Source organism: Erythrobacter sp., assembly GCF_011765465.1.
Classification (GTDB): domain Bacteria; phylum Pseudomonadota; class Alphaproteobacteria; order Sphingomonadales; family Sphingomonadaceae; genus Erythrobacter.
The window spans coordinates 2,103,766-2,118,591 of record NZ_CP050265.1 but is presented as its reverse complement, the minus strand read 5'-3'; the positions used below and the strand labels follow the sequence as shown (position 1 = coordinate 2,118,591).

At 67.6% G+C, this 14,826-nt stretch carries 14 protein-coding genes; 7 read left to right on the top strand and 7 right to left on the bottom strand.

The window, feature by feature from the left end; all coding sequences use genetic code 11:
- Positions 1-44: 44 nt before the first annotated feature.
- Positions 45-1,463 (bottom strand): MATE family efflux transporter, encoded by a 1,419-nt coding sequence (locus G9473_RS10115; protein ID WP_291133013.1) that lies wholly within the window; start codon positions 1,461-1,463, stop codon positions 45-47.
- A gap of 125 nt (positions 1,464-1,588) precedes the next feature.
- Here G9473_RS10115 and G9473_RS10110 point away from each other — a divergent pair, with 125 nt between their 5' ends.
- Together G9473_RS10110 and G9473_RS10105 are read left to right on the top strand one after the other, a co-directional pair.
- Positions 1,589-2,368, top strand: coding sequence for a class II aldolase/adducin family protein (locus G9473_RS10110; RefSeq protein ID WP_291133011.1), 780 nt, complete (start codon positions 1,589-1,591; stop codon positions 2,366-2,368).
- A 38-nt stretch (positions 2,369-2,406) separates the two neighbouring features.
- Entirely contained in the window at positions 2,407-2,946 is a 540-nt protein-coding gene (locus G9473_RS10105; protein WP_291133008.1) for a (2Fe-2S)-binding protein, read from the top strand.
- A gap of 1 nt (position 2,947) precedes the next feature.
- On the opposite strand, the gene G9473_RS10100 is transcribed toward G9473_RS10105, so the two are convergent.
- Positions 2,948-5,119, bottom strand: coding sequence for a TonB-dependent siderophore receptor (locus G9473_RS10100; protein WP_291133006.1), 2,172 nt, complete (start codon positions 5,117-5,119; stop codon positions 2,948-2,950).
- A gap of 182 nt (positions 5,120-5,301) precedes the next feature.
- On the opposite strand from G9473_RS10100, the gene G9473_RS10095 reads away from it, so the two are divergent.
- Complete coding sequence (locus G9473_RS10095; RefSeq protein WP_291133004.1) at positions 5,302-5,646, top strand: arsenate reductase family protein; 345 nt, start codon at positions 5,302-5,304, stop codon at positions 5,644-5,646.
- 101 nt (positions 5,647-5,747) lie between these two features.
- On the opposite strand, the gene G9473_RS10090 is transcribed toward G9473_RS10095, so the two are convergent.
- Both G9473_RS10090 and G9473_RS10085 read right to left on the bottom strand, forming a co-directional pair.
- On the bottom strand, positions 5,748-7,091 hold the full coding sequence (locus tag G9473_RS10090) for an MFS transporter (RefSeq protein WP_291133002.1): 1,344 nt from the start codon (positions 7,089-7,091) through the stop codon (positions 5,748-5,750).
- Between the two features lie 50 nt (positions 7,092-7,141).
- The gene (locus G9473_RS10085) at positions 7,142-8,005 is read right to left on the bottom strand and encodes a hypothetical protein (protein WP_291133001.1); all 864 of its coding nucleotides are present in this window, start codon (positions 8,003-8,005) and stop codon (positions 7,142-7,144) included.
- Positions 8,006-8,082: 77 nt separating this feature from the next.
- On the opposite strand from G9473_RS10085, the gene lipB reads away from it, so the two are divergent.
- A complete protein-coding gene (gene lipB, locus G9473_RS10080; protein ID WP_291133000.1) occupies positions 8,083-8,784 on the top strand; it encodes a lipoyl(octanoyl) transferase LipB in 702 nt (233 codons plus the stop codon).
- Positions 8,775-9,143 (top strand): hypothetical protein, encoded by a 369-nt coding sequence (locus G9473_RS10075; protein ID WP_291132998.1) that lies wholly within the window; start codon positions 8,775-8,777, stop codon positions 9,141-9,143. The genes lipB and G9473_RS10075 overlap by 10 nt, the downstream gene beginning before the upstream one ends.
- Here the strand turns inward: G9473_RS10075 and G9473_RS10070 are convergent.
- On the bottom strand, positions 9,140-10,255 hold the full coding sequence (locus tag G9473_RS10070; RefSeq protein ID WP_291132996.1) for an alkene reductase: 1,116 nt from the start codon (positions 10,253-10,255) through the stop codon (positions 9,140-9,142). The two genes, G9473_RS10075 and G9473_RS10070, sit on opposite strands and share 4 nt — an antisense overlap.
- 68 nt (positions 10,256-10,323) lie before the next feature.
- On the opposite strand from G9473_RS10070, the gene G9473_RS10065 reads away from it, so the two are divergent.
- Positions 10,324-11,256, top strand: coding sequence for a DMT family transporter (locus G9473_RS10065; RefSeq protein WP_291132994.1), 933 nt, complete (start codon positions 10,324-10,326; stop codon positions 11,254-11,256).
- Here the strand turns inward: G9473_RS10065 and nadA are convergent.
- Together nadA and G9473_RS10055 are read right to left on the bottom strand one after the other, a co-directional pair.
- Complete coding sequence (nadA, locus tag G9473_RS10060; RefSeq protein WP_291132993.1) at positions 11,253-12,281, bottom strand: quinolinate synthase NadA; 1,029 nt, start codon at positions 12,279-12,281, stop codon at positions 11,253-11,255. The genes G9473_RS10065 and nadA overlap by 4 nt on opposite strands.
- 72 nt (positions 12,282-12,353) lie before the next feature.
- On the bottom strand, positions 12,354-13,244 hold the full coding sequence (locus G9473_RS10055) for an MBL fold metallo-hydrolase (RefSeq protein WP_291132992.1): 891 nt from the start codon (positions 13,242-13,244) through the stop codon (positions 12,354-12,356).
- 108 nt (positions 13,245-13,352) lie between these two features.
- On the opposite strand from G9473_RS10055, the gene glpK reads away from it, so the two are divergent.
- A complete protein-coding gene (gene glpK / locus G9473_RS10050; RefSeq protein WP_291132990.1) occupies positions 13,353-14,825 on the top strand; it encodes a glycerol kinase GlpK in 1,473 nt (490 codons plus the stop codon).
- Position 14,826 lies beyond the last annotated feature (1 nt).

The window sequence follows — 14,826 nt, the reverse complement described above, 5'->3', positions numbered from 1 at the left end:
TTGCTGCTCACGCGTCTCTATGCCGGGGGATGGTTAACGAACGCCTAGCGCCCTGTCCGCTGCGCCTCTCGCGCCTGCCTGCGTTTGAACAGGTACCAGACGAGACCGATCGCGGAGACGCCGCCGAAGACGTTGGCGGCGAGCTCGGCGAAATAGACCGCCTCGCTGCCCCATGCGCCCTGCAGCAGCCATGCGACAGGCAGCATGACGACGAAGACGCGGCCGATCGACTGCACGAGCGCGTAACCGGCCTTGTCGATCGCGTTCATGATTCCGTTGCCGACGATCAGCAGACCGAATCCGGCATAGCCCCATGCGGCGATCTTGAGGTAGGTCTTGAACTCCGCGATCACCGGCGGATCGTCGGTGAAAAGGTCGGCGAACCAGTCGCCCGCCGTCACCATGCCGACTGCGATGAACAGGCCCCATGCGATGCAGAAGCCGCCCGCCAGCATCGCCGCCTCGCGCGCCCGGCCGAACTGGCGCGCGCCCCAGTTCTGCCCGACGATCGCACCTATGCTCGCCGACAGGCCGAGCAGCGGGACCGTTGCGAAGCTCTGCAGCCGTCCTGCCGCGCCGAACCCCGCCACCGCCGCTTCGCCTTCGAGCGCGACCAGCGCGGTCAGGACGGCAAGGCCGAAGGGGTTGATCGCATTGGAGAAACTTGCGGGCAGACCGACTCTCAGGATCGCCTTTGCAGGATCGAGCATCCGGCCCTTGACGACCAGCGACAGGTCGAGCGGGATCGCCGCGCGCCTGACCAGCAGCACCGCGACACCGACGCCCAGCGCCCAGCCGATCACCGTCGCATAGGCCGCGCCGACAATGCCCAGCCCCTCGAAGCCGAACGCGCCGGTGATCAGAATCGGATCGAGCACCCAGTTCGCCGCGGCATAGGTGATCGATACGAGGCTGGTCTTCCTTGCCTCGCCCTGTCCCCGCAGCACGCCGTTGAAGCCCATGATTGCTATCTGCATGGGGAAGCCGAGGGCGAAGGGCTGCATATAGGTCGTGATCAGCGGCAGCGTTTCAGGGCTCGCGTTCATCAGCGCGAAGACGGGATCGAGCAGGAGGAAGAGGCCGAGCCCCATGACGAGCCCCGCGGTGCAGGCGAAGGCGATCCCGAAATTGGCCCGCCGCGCGGCCTTGTGCGCGTCGCCTTCGCCCAGCGCGCGGGCGACGACCGAATTGATCCCCACCATCAGGCCGACACCCAGCGAGGCGAGCGCGACCGAGATCGGGAAGATGAAGGAGATCGCCGCCAGCGCGTCCGGCCCCAGCTGCCCGACGAAATAGGCATCGACGAGGCCGATCGACATGATCGCCGCCACGCCCACGATCATCGGCAGGGTCTGGCCGACGAGATGGCGCGGGATGCTCCCGGTCACCAGTCTGGCGGGCGCGCTCGCCGGGTCGGCGGGAGCCCGTGCCGGGCCGCTGTCTGCTTTGGAAGCCGCGCTCATCGCCTGTCGAGGTAATGGGCGCGCGGGCGCTTGGCAAAGGCAAACCATGCAAGGCCCGCTTGCGGCGATGCGCAAAGCCGTGCGATAAACTGCGCAAAGCCCAATGAGACGAGAGGACTTTCCCCATGGCGACCCAGCTCAAGCCGAACCAGCAGAGCCTCGAAGGCCAGTGCAGCAAGGAAGAATGGCAGGCCCGCCTCGACCTTGCGGCGTGCTATCGCATCTTCGACCACCTCGGCTGGTCTGAATCGATCTACAACCACATTTCGGTCAAGGTTCCGGGCGAGGAAGACACCTTCCTCATCAACCCCTTCGGCCTGCTCTATGACGAGGTGACCGCGAGCAATCTCGTCAAGATCGACGTCGAGGGGAACAATGTCGGCGGCAGCCCCTACATGGTGAACAAGGCGGGCTTCACCCAGCACGCCTATTTCCACCAGCACCTGGGCGAGCGCGCGGCGGCGATCTGCCATGTCCACACCACCGCGACGATGGCGGTGTGCAGCCACAAGGACGGCCTGGTTGCGAGCAATTTCTACGCCTGCAATTTCCAGGGCCAGATCGGCTACCACGATTTCGAGGGCGTCACCGTGCGGCCCGAGGAAGGCGAGCGGCTGGTCGAGAATCTCGGCGAGCATTCGATCCTGATGCTGCGCAATCACGGGCCCGTCGTGATGGACAAGACCATTCCTGGGATGTTCGTGAAGATGTGGGCGCTGCAGCGCGCCTGCGAGATCCAGGTCGCGACGCTCGGCATGGGCAATCCCAACATCGTCCCGCAGGAGGTCGTCGACGTCCACCAGCGCGATCTGTCTGTGATGGCCGGGCAGGGCGGCGCGGGCCTGTTCGATTTCGAGGCGTGGAAACGCAAGATCGACCGGATCGACGACAGCTGGCGTCACTGATCGCGCGCCGCTAGCCGCCAAAGGAAAGCCCCGCTGCCATGTCGAGCATGACGGTCAACGGCCGCCCGGTGCGGTTCGACCTCGACCCGGAAATGCCGCTCGTCCATGCCCTGCGCGACGCGATGAACCTCACCGGCACGAAAGCCTGCGGAGGCGACTGCGTCGGCGCGTGCATGGTGCTGGTCGACGGGGCGGCGCTGAGATCGTGCCGGATCACGCTGGCCGAAGCCGAGGGGCGCTTCATCACCACGATCGAGGGGCTCTCGCCCGACCGCTCGCACCCGGTGCAGCAGGCGATGGTCGCCGAACAGGCGATCCAGTGCGGCTATTGCACGCCCGGCATCGTAATCGCGGCGGCCGCGCTGATCCAGCGCAACCCCTCGCCGTCCGAGGCCGAGATCCTCGAGGCGATCCCCAATATGTGCCGCTGCGGGGTCTATCCTCGGCTGGTGCGCGCGGTCGAGCGCGCGGGGCGGGTCCAGCAGCGCCGTGAGAGCATCAGCGCCGCCCCGCCGCCGGGCGTCAGCGCCGAGGACGCCGCAAGGGCGGTCCCGGCGCTGAAGCCCGCACGCGATTGAGCTAGAACTTCGCCGTCACCGCGAAGCGCGCGTTCAGGGGCGGCGCGACCGTCACCTGATGCACCGCGTGGGCATTGGGGAAGTAAAGCTCGTCGGTCAGGTTCTCGACATTCACCTGCACGCGCACGCTGTCGGTCACGTCATACCATGCCGCCGCGTCGAACCGGGTGTAGGCGGGCAGGATCGCATTATTGCCGTTGTCCGCGAAGCTCGAGGACTGGTGCGTGAGGCCGAGGCCGAGCCCGAGCCGGTCGCCTATCGTAAAGTCGTTCCACACCGAGACCATGTGCTCGGGCAGTTCGCGCGGGCGAAGGCCGGTCGGGCCGAGCCGGTCGACCTGTTCCCCGTCGAGATAGGAATAGCCCGCCGAGATGGTCCAGAAGTCGGTCACCGCACCATCCGCCGCAATCTCGAAGCCGCGGATCTTCGAATCGATCACTTCGAGCGTTTCCGGATCGTTGTCGGCCGGCTGGGGCGAGGTCTGCTCGATCTCGAACACCGCCGCCGTCAGGCTCAGCCGGTCGGCGACGTCCCACTTGATCCCGGCTTCGAGATTGCTGAAGCGGTCGGGGTCGAGCGCCTGTTCGGTCGCGGTGATGTTGTCGAACTGCTCGCCCGAACGCGGCAGGAAGCTTTCCGAATAGCTCGCATAGAGCGAGACGTTCTCGCGCGGCTTGACGATTACGCCGAGGCGGGGCGAGATTTCCTCGTCCTTGCGGCTGCGGAACGTGCCCGCAACCACGTCGTCGACCCCGATGTCGAAACTGTCGAAGCGCGCGCCGAGGACCAGCCGCAGCCAGTCGGCGACCTTCACCTCGTCCTGCACGTATGCCGAGAACACCTCGATGTTGACGCGCGTGTCGTCGTTGAGATCGACGGTGAAATCATTGACCGTGCGCTGGCCGAAGGCGTTCGTGCCGACCCCGCCGCGCAGGGCGAGCGGACGCTGGATCGTGAAGATCTCGTTGTCGTCCTGCGTCGTGTCCCAGAAGGCGTTGAAGCGGAACTGGTCGGACGAGGTGTCGATGTATTCCACCCCCGCGACCAGCGTGTGTGCGAGGCTGCCGGTCTCGAACGCGCCGACGAGGTTGGCCGAAAGGATGAGGTTCTCGCGCTCGACCTCGTCGACATAGCCGTCGAGCGTGACCTGGTCGGGCGTGTTCACCGCGTCGTAGCCGCTTGCATAGAGATTCGAATAGACCTTGTCGTAGTCGCCGTAGAAGGCCTGCGCGTTGACCTTGAGGTTCTCCGAAAAGTCATGCTGCAGCAGCGCGCGGAAGGTGTGCGCCTTCAGCGCGGTGAAGTTCTCTTCCGGGTCGCCGAAAACGATGTCCTCGAAGGCCTCGACCGGGCGGCCATCCGCGCCGGTGGGGATGCCGCGGTCGATGAAGCGTTCGTGGTCGATGTATTCGTAGGCGAGGTCGATCACCGTGTCCGGGCCGAGCTCGGCGCGCAGGGTCGGATTGATCCCGATCCTCTCGCCGTCGTAGAAATCGCGGTGGTTATCCAGCCCTTCGTACATCGCATTGAGGCGGAAGGCCGCATTGTCGCCTGCGGGTAGGTTGAAATCGGCATAGACGCCGAATTCGCCGAAAGTGTCGAGAGCGACCTGCGCGCTTCCGAAAGTCTCGCCGAAGACGCCTTTCTTGGTGACGCGGTTGACGATGCCGCCGGTTCCGCCGCGCCCGAACAGTAGCGCGTTGGGCCCGCGCAGGATCTCGACCTGCTGAAGATTGTAGAGCGCGCGGTAGTACTGCACGTCGTCGCGCACGCCGTCGATGAAGAAGTCGGCTGTCGAACGGATGCCGCGGATGATGATCGCGTCGCGGTGGCCTTCGCCCTGCGACATGGTGACCGAGGGCGTGTAGTCGGCGATCTGCGCGATGCTGGTGAAGCCGCGGCGCTCGATTTCCTCGTCGGTGACGATCGACAGGCTCTGCGGCACGTCGATGATCGGGGTGGGGGATTTGAGCGCGTTGACGAGGTCGGAATAGAGCACGTCGCCTTCGACCACGATATTGTCGAGCGCCGGGCTGTTGTCGGCGGGCGCGCTGACAGCGTTGGCGCCGGCGGTTTCGGCGCTGTCCGTCTCGGAGCCGGTATCCGCTAAAGCGGGGAAGGCGAGCGACGCGCAGCCCAGCATCAGGGCGGCGCGCGTCAGGCGATAGGTCATTTGAATTCCTTTGGAGTTTTCCGTCTTTGCGAGGATGCCCCCGCATCCTTCGCTCGCCCGGCTAATGCAAATTATTCGCAAGAGCAAGCGAAGTCGTGATTATTTTCGCCCCGCTCCCTTTCGCCCGTGCAATCGCGCCGGATCGGGGCTAGTCGGCGAGGCGATCCAGCAGGAGGACAGGCATGAAGGCGACGATCTGGCACAACCCCAAATGCGGCACTTCGCGCAAGACGCTCGCGATTCTCGAGAACCTCAAGGGCGTCGATCTGACGGTGGTGGAATATCTCAAGGAGCCGCCGACCCGAGACAAGCTCGCCCAGCTCTACATCGATGCCGGTATCAGCCCGAAGGACGGCCTGCGCCTGCGCGGCACGGATGCGGAGGAACGCGGGCTCCCGGAGGCCGACATCGACACCATCCTCGATGCGATGGTGTCCGACCCGATCCTGATCGAGCGCCCGCTGGTCGAGACGGAGAAGGGCGTGCGCCTGTGCCGCCCTCAGGACAGGGTGCTGGAGATTCTCTGATTCCCTCACGCCATCCGGCGCGCGTGCAGGTGTGCTTCGCACGTCTGCGCCTCCGGCTTCGACTCCACGCTTGCGGCGGCTGACGCCGCCGGATTTCCTTCTCAGTCGCCCGCCGCGCCGGTGAGGTCGCGGTCGGATTGCAGCGCGAACCAGCCGTGCACCAGCACGCCGAGGCACAGCGCCACGATCAGCCCGAAGCCGAGCCAGTCGGAGTGGTTGTAGAGCCACACGCCCAGCGCCGGAGCGTAGATGTAGCTCGCGCCGGCAAGGCTCGCGACGATCCCCGATGCCTGCCCCTGTTCCGCCCGCGTCACCGCGAGCGACGTGCCCGAAGTCGTGCCCGGACGGAACAGGCCGAAGCCCAACGAGGCGATGGCATAACCGAGCGCGATGGTGTGGATCGTCGCCCCCAATGCCAGCACCGTGGTCCCGAAAGCGGCGATGACCAGTCCCCACAAGGTCGCAGCGCGCGGGCCGAGATCGAAGCGTGGGATGAGCCCCCACTGCGCGAGCAAGGTCGCGATCGCGCCGCTCATCAGTACAAGCCCGACCGGCCCCGCGCCCTCGGCAGGCGTATCGCGCAAACCCAATCGGTCGAGCACGAGGAAACCCGAAATGCCGAGCACCATGGCCTGCGCGTGGCCGCCGAAGAAGCCCGCGACGATCCACGGGCGCAGCCGCCGGTCGGTCCACCTGAGGCGCGGCGGCTCGCCGGTCTCCTCGGCCTCGAAACTCGCATCGGGATCGCTCGGTGCGCCCGAGGCGCTCGAATAGGGCGCAGCGAACCCGCGCGCGGCGAATTGCGGTTCGTCATTGGGCAGGCGCAGCCGCAGCACGATGAGCGCGGCAAGCCCCAGCGCGGCGAAGCACAGGAAGGGCCCGACAAGGCCGAGCCCGAGGAACGGCAGGACCATCAGCGGGGCGAGCGCCGGGCCGATCACCGTGCCGAGCCCGAAGCTGGAAGCGATCAGCGAAAGCGCCTGCGTCCGCTCGGCGCGCGGCGTGCGCGAGGCGACATAGGCCTGCACCGCCGGGGGCGCGGCGCTGCCGAACCCGCCATAGAGGCTGCGCGCGGCGGCGAAGGCGAGGAGCGTCCACAGCGCGCCGAGCCAGCCCGACAGCCCGGCATAGAGCACGAGCCCGCACAGCGTCATCGACACGGCGAAGCCCGACAGGCCCAGCGCCATCATCGCCTTGCGCCCGCGCCGGTCCGAACGCCGCGCCCAGATGGGGGCGCACACCACCCACAGCAGCGCCGACCACGAATAGGCGAGGCTGATCCAGACGTCCTCGACCCCCAGCGCCGTGCCGATCGATGGCATGACCGATTGCATCGCGGTGTTGCCCGCCGCGGTCACCAGCATGACGGTGAAAAGCAGCGCCATGCGCCCGCGCGAAATCGTGCCGGGGCGAGTGGTCAGGGACGGGGGATCGGCATCGGCCATGGCTGCCTCGCGCTACGCGAGGCGGCGGATTCGTGCAATCGCGCCTGCAGCTACTCGAACGTCTCGATGACCCTCTCGCGGTCGCCCGAAAGCTGCCGGTGGATCGCCGCGATCACGGTGAGGTAGATTGCACCGACCGCCGCATTGGTGAGCGCGCTGATGAAGCCGCCGCCGATCCGCACCGCCTCATCGCCCATTGCCGCGAAGATCAGGCCCGCGACCAGCGAGACGATGATCGTGACGATGATGAGCACGACGAACAGCAGCACAACGAAGGTGAAGATGCGCAAAGTGTTGCCCTTGGTCAGCCGCCACGAACGGGCCATGACCGCGAAGGGGTTGAGGTCGCCCTCGATACCGATGACGGCGGGAACCAGCAGCAGCTTGAATGCGGCATAGACCAGCACCACGACGAGCAGCAGCCCGACGAGGACCGCCGCGATCGGCGCGATGGCTCCGACCAGCGCAACCGGCAGCACGATGAACAGGCCCGCGCCAAGGCCGAACAGGAGTTGCGTTGCGAAATAGCTCGGTGTGCCGATGATCCCTGCTTTGAGCGCCTCGCCAACGGTCGGGTTGCCCTCGCGCCGCAGCAGGGCGAGCACCGCGAGCGCGCCGACATAGCCGAGCACCGCGGTCAGCAGGATGTAGGGCCAGATATCGGCATAGGCCGCGCTGAAGGTCTCGTTCAGCGCCTCCATCACCATTTCGGGCGAGGCATCGGGCGGCAGGTCCGGCGCGGCTGTCGCGCTGGCATCCGGCGCGAACAGCGCGATCGCGAATTGAGGGAGGAAGTAGAACAGGCCGAGGACCGTGGCGATCACCGCGAAATTGGCCGAAAGCAGGCCCATCGCGTCGTTCCACGCGCGTCCCATGTCGAGCTTCATCGGCTGTCCCGCCCCGTTCTTGGCCATGTCGATCCCCGTCGGCTCGCGGCAAGCCCCTTCGCTTGCCTCTTGATATGCGCTGCTAATGCCCCCACGCAGTCGCCATGGCAAGCACAGCGCCCGACTCCGCCACAGGCATCGCGCCCGATCCCGCAGTGGAATGGCGCGTATCCAACACGCTCGTGCCCTATGCGGAGGCGCTTGCGGAGATGGAGGCGCGCAATGCCGCCGTGGCCGCGGGCGAGGCGCGCGAGATGGTCTGGCTGCTCGAACACCCGCCGGTCTACACCGCCGGGACCAGCGCGGACCCGAAGGAGCTCACCGACCCGCGCTTCGAGGTGGTCGAGGCCGGGCGCGGCGGGCGCTACACCTATCACGGGCCGGGCCAGCGGGTGGGCTACCTGATGCTTGACCTCAACAGCCGCGGCAAGGACGTGCGCTGCTTTGTCCATGCGATCGAGGGCTGGGTCATCGACACCCTGTCCGATTTCGGGGTCGAGGCCTGGCGCAGCGAGGGGCGCGTCGGCATCTGGACCCGGGACATCGACGGGCGCGAGGCGAAGATCGGCGCGATCGGCGTGCGCGTGCGGCGCTGGGTGACGATGCACGGCTTCTCGGTCAATCTCGACCCGGACCTCTCGCACTTTTCCGGCATCGTGCCGTGCGGGATCGAGGAATTCGGGGTGACGAGCCTCGCCCGGCTCGGCAAGGAGGTGTCGCGCGAGGACTGGGACGCCGCGCTGATCGCTCGGGCGCAGGATTTCCTCGACACCTTGGACCGCACGGGACGCAATTCATGCCGCTGACTTTCACGAAACTCGCAGCCCCGGCGCTGGGCGCGCTGCTGCTTTTGTCGGCCTGCGAGGAGGAGGCCGAAGCCCCGCGCGAGACCGCGCAGGGGGGCGAAGCAGCGGGCGAGGTGCTCGGCGGGACGATCAGCGACGATATGCTCCCGCTCGAGCGGCTGCGCTCGCAATCCCCGCCGATGGAACGCGAGACGAGCCCAGGCGATCGGGCCGAGGGCGGGGATGAAGGCGATGCGGTCGAAGCGGATGGGGCGCAGGAGGGGGATGAGACCCCCGCACCCGCGCCCGTGCCCGCGCCGCAGCCTTCTCCCTCGCCGGCCGCGACCGGACTTCCGGTCGCGCCGCCGGTCGAGGACTAGGCCGCCGCGCCTTCCGCCTCTTCTTCGGCGAGCGTCGGGTAATCGACATAGCCTTCGGGGATTGGGAAATACCAGCTCTTGGGCACGTCCTTGTTCGGGTTCCAGTGCGCGCCCCGCGCGATCCTGGTCTCGAGGTCGGGGTTCGAGATATAGGGCCGCCCGAAGCTCACCGCGTCGCACACGCCGCTGGTGACGGCTTCTTCGGCGGCTTCGGCGGTGTAGTCCGAATTGAGAATCAGCGCGCCCGAATAGGCCGCGCGGATGACCGGGTTCTGCTTGGGCACGTCGGTCGCGCCGAAAGTCCCGTCGGGGCCGGGCTCGCGCAGTTCGACGAAGGCGAGGCCGAGCTCTTCGCACACCTTCGCCGCCGCGCCGAAGGTCGCCGCCGGGTCGCTGTCGTCGACCCCTTGCGTCTCGCCGTTGGGCGACAGGCGAATGCCGACGCGGTCCGCGCCCCAGACATCGACCAGCGCTTCGAGAACTTCGCGCATGAAGCGGGTGCGGTTTTCCGGGCTGCCGCCGTATTCGTCGGTGCGAAGGTTCGAGGAATCGCGCAGGAACTGGTCGACGAGATAGCCATTCGCGCCGTGCAGTTGGACCCCGTCGAAGCCCGCCTTCTTGGCGTTTTCGGCGGCGTGGCGATAGTCGGCGACGACACGGGCGATGTCTTCCTTGGAAAGCTCTCGGGCAAGCGCGTAGTCCTGCTTGCCCACCGGGGTGTGGGCCTGTCCGGGTGCCTGTGTCGCGCTTGCCGAGACGGGCGGTTCGCCGTCGAGGAACCAGGGGTGGACCAGTCGGCCCATGTGCCACAACTGCATGACGATCAGCCCGCCTTCGTCATGCACGGCCTTGGTGGTGAGCTTCCAGCCCTCGACCTGTTCGTCTGACCAGATGCCGGGCGCGCTCGGCCAGCCGAGCCCTTCGCGGCTGATGCCGGTCGCCTCGGTCAGGATCATGCCCGCGCCCGCGCGCTGGCGGTAATAGGTCGCCATCAGTTCGTTCGGCACGAACATCGGCTCGGCCGCGCGCCCGCGGGTGAGCGGGGCCATGAAGATGCGGTTCCTCGCCGTGAGCGCGCCCATGGTGAGCGGCTGGAAAAGGGCGTCGTGCATCGCGTGAAATCCTCCTGTTGCGTATCGCTTGGCTGTTCACTTGGCGGTGATGGAGCTAGGGCGCAAGCATGGAAAAAGAGGGGGCCGGGACAGAAAATCTTGCACCGCAGGCGCTCGGGCGGGCGCGCGGGTGGGTGCTGCTGGCGGCGCTGCTGGCGGGCAATGTCGCGCTTGCGACGGGGCCGTGGCTGGTGCGGCTGGCGGACACGGGGCCGGTCTCGGCGGCGTTCTGGCGGCTGCTCTTGGCGCTCCCCTTCCTCGCGGTGTTCGCGCGGGTCGCGGGCCAGCGGCTCGGCGGGATGCCGCGCCGCACGCTTGTCGCGGTGGCGATCGGGGCGACCGCCTTCGCCTTGGACCTTGCCAGCTGGCACACCGGCATCGGCATGACACGGCTCGCCAACGCGACCCTGTTTGGCAATTCGGGCAGCATCGTGCTGCTGTTCTGGGGCTTCATCGCCGCGCGCAGCCTGCCGCGCGGGGCGGAATGGCTCGCCATTTTCTGCGCGCTCGCAGGGGCCGGGATATTGCTCGGGCGCAGTCTCGAGATTTCGCAGCAAACCTTCGTGGGCGACCTGTTCTGCCTCGCCGCGGGGCTGCTCTACGCGGTCTATCTGCTCAACCTGCAAGGGGCGCGGGGCGGTTTCGGCGGGTGGAGCCTGCTCGTCTGGGTGAGCCTGTTCGCCTGCCCGACCCTGCTCGCGCTGGCGCTGGCGCTGGGCGAACCGGTCTGGCCGACCGACTGGACGCCGATCCTGATCCTGTTCGTATCGAGCCAGCTCGTCGGACAGGGCCTGCTGGTCTATTCGCTCGGCCATTTCCCGCCGCTGGTGATCGGCCTCGCCCTGCTGACCCAGCCGGCGGTCGCCGCGCTGATCGGCTGGAGCGTGTTCGGCGAGATGCTCACCGCGCTCGACGTTGCGGGGATGGTGCTGTTGGGAAGCGCTCTTGCGGTGGCGCGGGCGAGCCAGCGTAAGGTCGCCCCCGCTCCCAGAAGGGATTAATCCCCGCTGGGCACCTCGCCCTTGGGCATTTCCTCGATCTCGACTCTGCCGAGGTCGCCCTTGCCCACGGTCCCGCTTGCCATCTCCAGCATCCGGTCGAGGCTCTTCTTGGCTTTGAGGCGGATGTCCTCGTCGATCTCGATACGTGGTTCGAGGTCGCGCAGGGCGACGTAGAGCTTCTCCATCGTGTTCAAGGCCATGTAGGGGCAGATGTTGCAGGCGCAGTTGCCGTCCGCGCCGGGCGCGCCGATGAAGTTCTTTTCCGGGAGCGCCTTTTCCATCTGGTGGATGATGTGCGGCTCGGTCGCGACGATCAGCGTGTCGCCTTCGAATTCCTGCGCGTATTTCAGGATCGAGGACGTCGATCCGACATGGTCGGCGTGGTCGAGGATTGTCGGCGGGCATTCCGGGTGCGCGGCGATGGGCGCGCCGGGGTGCTGTTCCTTGAGCTTGAGGAGCTCGGTCTCGCTGAAGGCTTCGTGGACGATGCACACACCCGGCCAAAGCAGCATCTCGCGGTCGAACTTGCGGCTGAGCCACCCGCCGAGGTGCCGGTCGGGGCCGAAGATGATCGGCTGGTCCTTGGGGATCTGCTGGAGGATCGTCTCCGCGCTGGAGGAGGTGACGATGATGTCGGAGAGCGCCTTCACCTCGGTCGAACAGTTGATGTAGGTCAGCGCGATGTGATCGGGGTGGGCTTCGCGGAAAGCCTTGAACTTTTCGGGCGGGCAGCTGTCTTCGAGGCTGCAACCTGCGTCCATGTCGGGCAGGATCACCGTCTTTTCGGGTGAGAGGATCTTGGCGGTGTCGGCCATGAACTTGACCCCGCAGAACGCGATCACGTCGGCATCGGTGTCCGCCGCCTTGCGAGACAATTCGAGGCTGTCGCCGACGAAGTCCGCGATGTCCTGGATGTCGGCGGTCTGGTAGTAATGCGCGAGGATGACGGCGTTACGTTCCTTGCGCAGCCGGTCGATCTCGGCGAGCAGGTCCTGGCCGGTGGGAAGTTTCGTCTCGATGCTCATGATGGGATCCCCGCTATTCCTTTTAGCGACCGATATAGGCGCAGACGCGCGATTTTCGAGCGAAAAGCGAGCTTAGGCTCCGCGCCAGATTTCGACGCCCGCTTCCTCGCCGCGCGCGACGAGGCCGCGCTTTTCGAGGTCAAGGAGGTGCGCCGTCACGCTCATCTCGGCGGCGGGGACGAGGCGTTCGTCGAGCCCCTTGTACATTGCCGGGATGAACTCGCCGACCGCGCGGGCCTCCTGCCCAAGCAGGCGCAGGATCTGGTTCTCGCGCTGGCGGCGGTGGCCGATCATCCCGCGCACCAATTGGCGCGGCTTGGTGATCGCTGCGCCGTGGGCGGAGTGGTAGACCCTGTCCTCGCGCGCGAGCAGTTTTTCGAGGCTGGCGAGATAGGCGCCCATGTCGCCGTCGGGCGGGACGACGACGCTAGTGGACCAGCCCATGACATGGTCGCCGGTGAACAGCGCGCCCGATTCCTCGAGCGCGAAGCACAGGTGGTTCGAGGTATGGCCGGGGGTCGCGACAGCGGTGAGGGTCCAGCCCGTGCCCTTCATCGCCTCGCCGTCCTCCAGCACGCGGTCGGGCGCATAGGTGGTGTCGAAACTCTCGTCCGAGCGCGGCAGGTCGGCCTCCAGAACCAGCGGCGCGCAGCCGACGATCGGCGCGCCCGTCCGCTCCGCCAGCGGGGCGGCGGCGGGCGAGTGGTCGCGGTGGGTGTGGGTGCACATGATCGCGATGACCCTGCGCCCCGCGATTGCGCGCTCGATCGCGTCGAGATGCGCTTCCTCCGCCGGGCCGGGGTCGATCACCGCGCAGTCCGGCCCGCCGTCCTCGCCGACGACATAGGTCTGTGTGCCGGTGTAGGTATAGGGCGAGGGGTTGGGGGCGAGCACGCGGCGGACCAGCGGTTCGACCGCTTCGGCCTCGCCGGTGGGCCAGGGCTTGGGAGGGATCTCTGCCATGCCCGGGCATATGGCGGCGCGCGCCGCGCCTGTCGAGGGTCGCGGCCGCACCCCTCGACTTCGGGTCGCGCCAGCCTTTAGGGGAGAGGCGCAGGAAAAGGGGAGACGATGAGCGATTATATCCTCGTGCTCGACGAAGGGACCACTTCGACGCGGGCCATGCTGTTCGCCAGCGACGGCGTCATGGTCGCGAGCGCCCAGGCCGAGCTGACGCAGCATTACCCGCAAGGCGGCTGGGTCGAACACGATGCGGCCGAGATCTGGGACAAGACGCTGGCCTGCGCGCGCGAGGTCGTGCCTAGGGCAGGCGGGGCGGCGATGATCGCGGGGCTCGGCATCACCAACCAGCGCGAGACGGTGGTGGCTTGGGACCGCGAGACGGGCGAGCCGCTGACCCGCGCGATCGTGTGGCAGGACCGCCGGACCGAGCCCTTGTGCATGGAGCTGCGCGAAGCGGGCCACGAGGCGGAGGTCCAGCGACGCACCGGCCTTGTCCTCGATCCCTATTTCGCGGGCACCAAGATGCGCTGGATGCTCGATAACGTGCCCGCGGTGAAGGCGGCAGCGGAGGCGGGGACGCTCGCCTTCGGCACGGTCGAAAGCTGGCTCATCTTCAAGCTTACCGGCGGCAAGCGCCATGTGACCGATGCCAGCAATGCCAGTCGCACGCTGCTCATGGACCTCGAAAGCGCGCAGTTCGACGAAGGGCTGTGCGAGCTTTTCGGCGTACCCCGCGCCGCGCTGCCCGAAGTCATCGACATGGCGGGTGAACTCGGCCGGACCGACCCGCGCCTGTTCGGCGGACCGATCGCGATCACCGGCTGCGCGGGCGACCAGCAGGCGGCGACCATCGGGCAGGCCTGCCTGTCGCCGGGCGAGACCAAGGCGACCTACGGGACGGGGGCCTTCATCCTGACCAACCAGGGCGGCGCCGTGCCGCGTTCGACGCACCGCCTGCTCTCGACCGTGCTGACCCAGCTTGAGGGCCAGCGGACCTACGCGATCGAAGGCTCGGTCTTCGTCGCGGGGAGCCTCGTCCAGTGGCTGAGGGATTCGCTCGGCATCGTCGATGTCGCCGAAGAGACCGAGGCGCTCGCCCGGTCGATCCCCGACAGCGGCGGGGTGACGATCGTGCCCGCGCTCGCCGGATTGGGCGCGCCGCATTGGCGGGCGGATGCGCGCGGGGTGATAGCGGGGCTCAGCTTCGCCAGCGGCAAGGCACAGCTCGCCCGCGCGGCGCTCGAAGCGATGGCGCACCAGACATGGGACCTCGCGCAAGCCTTCGCCGCCGACGGGACCGCCTGGGCGAGCCTTCGCATCGACGGCGGCATGGCGGCGAACGACTGGATGGCGCAGGATCTCGCCGACGTGCTCGGCGTGCCGGTCGAACGGCCCGGCTTCGTCGAGACGACCGCACTCGGCGCGGCGATGCTGGCGGCGACCGGGGCGGGGCTCTACCCCGACCTCGCGGCGGCGGCCGAGGCGATGCAGGGCGAGCTCACCCGCTTCGAACCGGTCATGCCGGACGACGTGCGCGAGGAGCGGCTGGCTCGCTGGCGCAAGGCGCTCGCCGCCGCTTGAC

Excerpts from the sequence above, each read along its gene's own strand:
- G9473_RS10115 (WP_291133013.1), bottom strand. The coding sequence starts at position 1,463 with ATGAGCGCGGCTTCCAAAGCAGACAGCGGCCCGGCACGGGCTCCCGCC.
- G9473_RS10110 (WP_291133011.1), top strand. The coding sequence starts at position 1,589 with ATGGCGACCCAGCTCAAGCCGAACCAGCAGAGCCTCGAAGGCCAGTGC.
- G9473_RS10105 (WP_291133008.1), top strand. The coding sequence starts at position 2,407 with ATGTCGAGCATGACGGTCAACGGCCGCCCGGTGCGGTTCGACCTCGAC.
- G9473_RS10100 (WP_291133006.1), bottom strand. The coding sequence starts at position 5,119 with ATGACCTATCGCCTGACGCGCGCCGCCCTGATGCTGGGCTGCGCGTCG.
- G9473_RS10095 (WP_291133004.1), top strand. The coding sequence starts at position 5,302 with ATGAAGGCGACGATCTGGCACAACCCCAAATGCGGCACTTCGCGCAAG.
- G9473_RS10090 (WP_291133002.1), bottom strand. The coding sequence starts at position 7,091 with ATGGCCGATGCCGATCCCCCGTCCCTGACCACTCGCCCCGGCACGATT.
- G9473_RS10085 (WP_291133001.1), bottom strand. The coding sequence starts at position 8,005 with ATGGCCAAGAACGGGGCGGGACAGCCGATGAAGCTCGACATGGGACGC.
- lipB (WP_291133000.1), top strand. The coding sequence starts at position 8,083 with ATGGCAAGCACAGCGCCCGACTCCGCCACAGGCATCGCGCCCGATCCC.
- G9473_RS10075 (WP_291132998.1), top strand. The coding sequence starts at position 8,775 with ATGCCGCTGACTTTCACGAAACTCGCAGCCCCGGCGCTGGGCGCGCTG.
- G9473_RS10070 (WP_291132996.1), bottom strand. The coding sequence starts at position 10,255 with ATGCACGACGCCCTTTTCCAGCCGCTCACCATGGGCGCGCTCACGGCG.
- G9473_RS10065 (WP_291132994.1), top strand. The coding sequence starts at position 10,324 with ATGGAAAAAGAGGGGGCCGGGACAGAAAATCTTGCACCGCAGGCGCTC.
- nadA (WP_291132993.1), bottom strand. The coding sequence starts at position 12,281 with ATGAGCATCGAGACGAAACTTCCCACCGGCCAGGACCTGCTCGCCGAG.
- G9473_RS10055 (WP_291132992.1), bottom strand. The coding sequence starts at position 13,244 with ATGGCAGAGATCCCTCCCAAGCCCTGGCCCACCGGCGAGGCCGAAGCG.
- glpK (WP_291132990.1), top strand. The coding sequence starts at position 13,353 with ATGAGCGATTATATCCTCGTGCTCGACGAAGGGACCACTTCGACGCGG.